General features: G+C 75.5%; 4 protein-coding genes and 1 pseudogene. 1 reads left to right on the forward strand and 4 read right to left on the reverse strand.

Annotated features, from left to right (window positions below; all coding sequences use genetic code 11):
- Together NCC78_RS28920 and NCC78_RS28925 are read right to left on the reverse strand one after the other, a co-directional pair.
- Nucleotides 1-685 (reverse strand): annotated as a pseudogene (locus NCC78_RS28920) (transposase); the annotation flags it as partial.
- 41 nt (nt 686-726) lie between these two features.
- Nucleotides 727-1,662, reverse strand: a complete 936-nt coding sequence (locus tag NCC78_RS28925) for a SatS C-terminal domain-containing protein (protein ID WP_250798488.1) — start codon at nt 1,660-1,662, stop codon at nt 727-729.
- Nucleotides 1,663-1,780: 118 nt separating this feature from the next.
- Here NCC78_RS28925 and NCC78_RS28930 point away from each other — a divergent pair, with 118 nt between their 5' ends.
- The gene (locus tag NCC78_RS28930; RefSeq protein WP_250798489.1) at nt 1,781-2,122 is read left to right on the forward strand and encodes a PadR family transcriptional regulator; all 342 of its coding nucleotides are present in this window, start codon (nt 1,781-1,783) and stop codon (nt 2,120-2,122) included.
- A gap of 61 nt (nt 2,123-2,183) precedes the next feature.
- Here the strand turns inward: NCC78_RS28930 and NCC78_RS28935 are convergent, their stop codons facing one another.
- Nucleotides 2,184-2,852: a permease prefix domain 1-containing protein gene (locus NCC78_RS28935; RefSeq protein ID WP_250798490.1), complete on the reverse strand. Its 669-nt coding sequence runs from the start codon at nt 2,850-2,852 to the stop codon at nt 2,184-2,186.
- Between the two features lie 91 nt (nt 2,853-2,943).
- On the reverse strand, nt 2,944-3,905 hold a 962-nt coding region (locus tag NCC78_RS28940; protein ID WP_250798491.1), incomplete at its 5' end, for an ATP-binding cassette domain-containing protein.

The following is a 3,905-nucleotide window of genomic DNA, read 5'->3' on the forward strand; positions in this document are numbered from 1 at the left end:
CCTCGGCGGCGACCGAGACCTCACGGCCACGGGCGACGGTGCCGCCCAGCATCCCGGGCTCGGGCAGCGCGTCCAGGACGGCCAGCGAGACCGGCTCGGCCGGGTCGGGGTAGGCGCGCAGCGCGGCAGGGTAGAGCTCGCGGAGCACCTCGCGCAGCGCGACGGCGGCGGAGTGCCGGCCGCTGGCCAGCGCGGCGTGCGCGGCGAGCACCTGCTTGTAGCCGGCCAGATCCCGGGGGGCCGGCAGGGTGACGGCGGAGAGCGCGCCGGCCTGGAGGGCGCGGGCCAGCCCGACGGCGCGCCGCTCGGCCGGTGGCGACTGCATCTCCTCCAGGGAGTCGTCGTCGGCGAACCGCTCGGCGAAGTCGTCGACGGAGTCGTCGTCGGCGATGGCCAGGGGGCGACCCGCCGCGCTGAGCAGCGAGGTGACCGTGTGGTCGTCGCTGTCGGCGGCGATCGCCGCACCGCTCGGCCCGCCCGACCGCTCCACGAGAAGCGCGACCAGCTGGGCGTAGCCAGCCGCGTCGTCGCCGATCTCGCAGACATGCAGCAGACGGCCTGCGTCGTCGACCACAGCGGACGTCAGCGCCGAACCGGCCGAAGCCGGTCGGTCGGCCGGATCCGCCGAGGCCAGACCGCAGTACACGCGCACGAGCGCCACGGCGTCGTCCTCCTCCCGGGACACAAGGCTTTTCTCTGCCAGAGACTGATGCTCCCTGGTGCGGGTCAGTCGCGCCAGTCCACGACCGCAGAGATCTTGCCGACAATGGTGCGCCAACCCAAACTTGCGGTTTGTGCCCCGATTTTCTTCAGCCGCCTACGGCCGAAGAATGCGCCGACCCCGCCGTTGACCGTGGCGCGCAGCGCCTCGTCCAGGTCATCGAGGCTGGACCCGGCGGAGAGCATGTCCAGAATCGCGGGCAGACGCAGGGCGTACGCCAGGTCACGGGCCACCTCGCCGGCCTCGATCAGCAGCGTCGGGTCCCACGTGTCGTGCCCGCCGCGGAGGTTCTCCACCACCAGGTCGAGCTCGTACATGTCCTCGTCGAGCGGCGCGATGTCGGCCGGCTCCACCCGTTCGGACAATTCATTCCAGCTGTCCAGTTGGGACAGATCGTGCGGTGCTCCGGAGCGGATGAAACTGACCAGCGACTCAGGAGTCTTGAAGAGCAGCAGCTTTCCGCGGTGGCTCAGGAATGCCGGGACCTCTTCGTCCCCCGCCGCGTCGTCGGTCTCGGAGTCGGCGTCCTCGTCGTCGCCGGAGGCGGCCCGGCCGCGGGCCTTCGCCTCCTCCTCGCTCTCGGCGAACTCCTGCGCGAGCTCCTCGTCGAGGATGACGACGGCCCCGTCCTCGTCCTCCTCCGCCACCACCTGACGGCGGGCCAGGAAGGGGTCGTCCTCGTCGCGCTCGGTGACGTCGGTCGGGGTCAGCTCCCGCGCCGGACGGTACGCCCGCAGCGTGTAGCCGGTGCCGGCGGGCAGGGCGATCTCCACCGGGTCGATCCGCAGCTCGTCCCAGAGCGCGCGGGCGGCGTCGGCCGACGCGGGTGCGGTGCCGGACTCGGCCGGGTCGGCGGTGTCGTCGAGCTCGGGCTCGTCGGCGTCGGGCCGTTGGGGCGACTGGCGGGCCACGCTGACCTCCGTGTGCTTCGGGTTGCCCACCCGCCGGCGTCCGCCGCCGGCGAGTGACTCTGGGCACATACCCTAGTGGGCTGCTCCGGAAGGCCGGTGCCCGCACCCCGGTGGCGGACCGTGCCGCCGACAAGTAGGCTTGCTACGCATGAAGGCCCAGGCGCTGCACGGACACCTCGACGCGCTGCTGCTGGCGGTGCTGGAGCAGGGCTCGCTGCACGGCTACGCGATCATCGAGTCGCTGCGGAACCGCAGCGACGGCCAGCTGGACCTGCCCACCGGCACCATCTATCCCGCGCTGCGCCGGCTGGAGCGGGCCGGTCACGTGGCCAGTTCCTGGAGCACCGTCAACGGGCGGGAGCGGCGGACGTACCGGCTCACCGACGCGGGTCGGCAGGCGCTGGCGGGGGAGCGGTCCGGCTGGCGCGAGTTCAGCTCCACCGTGGGGCGTTTCCTCGACGCCGACATCCCGCCCGGGGCTCCGGCCTGACCGCGCCCCGGCGGGCACCGGAACGGGCCCGCCGCGTGCCCCCCGCCGGTCCGGCCGACGCTCAGCGGGCCGCGAGGAGCCAGGTGCGGGCCGCCCGCCCGAGCCACAGGTAGGCCGCGGCGGCGACGACCGCGCCGACGATCAACGGCGGCCAGGTCAGCGCGGCGTCCCAGAGCGTGATCGACCAGGCGAAGATCGCGCAGCCGGCCAGCACGCCGAGACCCAGCACCCCGGTCAACGCGGCGCCGAGCGCCCGGTCGAGGACGCCACCCGCCCGGCCCGACCGGGCCGCGCGCAGGCCCAGCACCAGGCCGGCCGCCCCCAGCAGGAACGCGGCGGTCCAGAGCCAGTCCAGCGTGGTGGAGAGGAGCTGGTAGCCGGCCGGCGGCCCGGGACCGTCGCTCCAACTCGACCCCTGCCAGGTGAGGTCGCCGGCGAGGATCAGCACGGCCGCGATGCCGACGACCCGCACGGACAGGCCGCGCAGCGCGCCCACCGCCAGCTCCGCCTGGTAGGCCGCGGCCAGTTGCGCCGGGGTGCCGAACTCGGCCACCGCCCGGCGCTGGGCCTCCGCCGCCGACAACCCACCCTCGCGGTACGCGTCGACGGCGTCCAGCAGCCCGTGCCGCGCCTCGGTCAGCAGGTCGGACTTGAGCCGGCGGGGTCCCCGCAGCCGCTCGTCCAGCTCCCGCAGCCGCTCCTCCACCAACACGCCCTCACCGCCCCCCATGGCACCACCCTGCCACGACCGGCGGCCGTCCGTCGTCGGGGAGAACCCTGGCCGGACCCCGAGAGACCGGGGCGCGCGCCGCCGGATCCGGTCAGGGGCGCAGCGCGAGGTAGCCGCGTTCGGCCGCCTCCTGGAGCAGCCACTGGTCCCGGTACCAGCCACCGGTGGCGACCAGTTCGGCGTGCCGGCCGCGCTGGGCCACCCGGCCGGCGTCCAGCACCACGATCTCGTCCAGGTCGGCGAGTCCGCTGAGCCGGTGGCTGATCAGCAGCACCGTGTGCCCCGCCGGGGTGGCGGCCAGCGTGGAGGCGAGCACCGCGTCCGCGGCGGCGGGATCGAGCCCCTCGGTGGGCTCGTCGAGCACCAGCACGCCCGGCGCGGCGAGCAGCGCCCGGGCCAGCGCCAATCGCTGCCGCTGGCCGCCGGAGAGCTGACCGCCCTCCTCGCCGACCACGGTCTCCCAGCCCTCCGGCTGCGCGCGTACCCAGTCCAGCAGCCCGGCCGCCGCGGTCGCCCCGGCCAGCTCCTCCTCGCCGGCGGCGGGACGGCCGAGCAGCAGGTTCTCCCGCACGGACGCGTGGAAGACGTACGCCTCGGCGAGCAGCCCACCGACCGCGCCGGGCAGCTCCTCGGCCCGGTACGCGGACAGCTCCCGCCCGTCCAGGGTGATCCGCCCGCCCGCCGGCGACACAGCCCCGGTGAGGACTGCGGCCAGGGTGCTCTTGCCGGCGCCGCTCGGCCCGACCACGGCCACCCGGCGGCCGGCCGGCAGGTCCAGGCTGAACCCGTCCAGGGCGGGCGCCGCCCCCTCCCGGTAGCGCACGGTCACCTCGTCGAACCGCACGTCGTGCGGGCCGGACCCGACCGGCGTGCCGCCTTCCGCCCGGTCCGCCGCCGGCTCGTCGAGCAGGGCGGCCACCCGGGCCAGGCCGCTGCGCAGCTGGGTCCACTGCCGGGCGGCCCCGACCAGCGCCAGCGCGACCTCCACGGCGGCGAGCGCGCCGACCGCCAGCACGCCGACCAGCACGCCGGCCACGTCCGCGGCCAGAGCGG

Source organism: Micromonospora phytophila (assembly GCF_023656545.1).
Classification (GTDB): Bacteria; Actinomycetota; Actinomycetes; order Mycobacteriales; family Micromonosporaceae; genus Micromonospora; species Micromonospora phytophila.

Bases quoted from the DNA above. Each gene is read 5' to 3' on its own strand.
- NCC78_RS28935 (WP_250798490.1), bottom strand. From the start codon at position 2,852: ATGGGGGGCGGTGAGGGCGTGTTGGTGGAGGAGCGGCTGCGGGAGCTG.
- NCC78_RS28930 (WP_250798489.1), top strand. From the start codon at position 1,781: ATGAAGGCCCAGGCGCTGCACGGACACCTCGACGCGCTGCTGCTGGCG.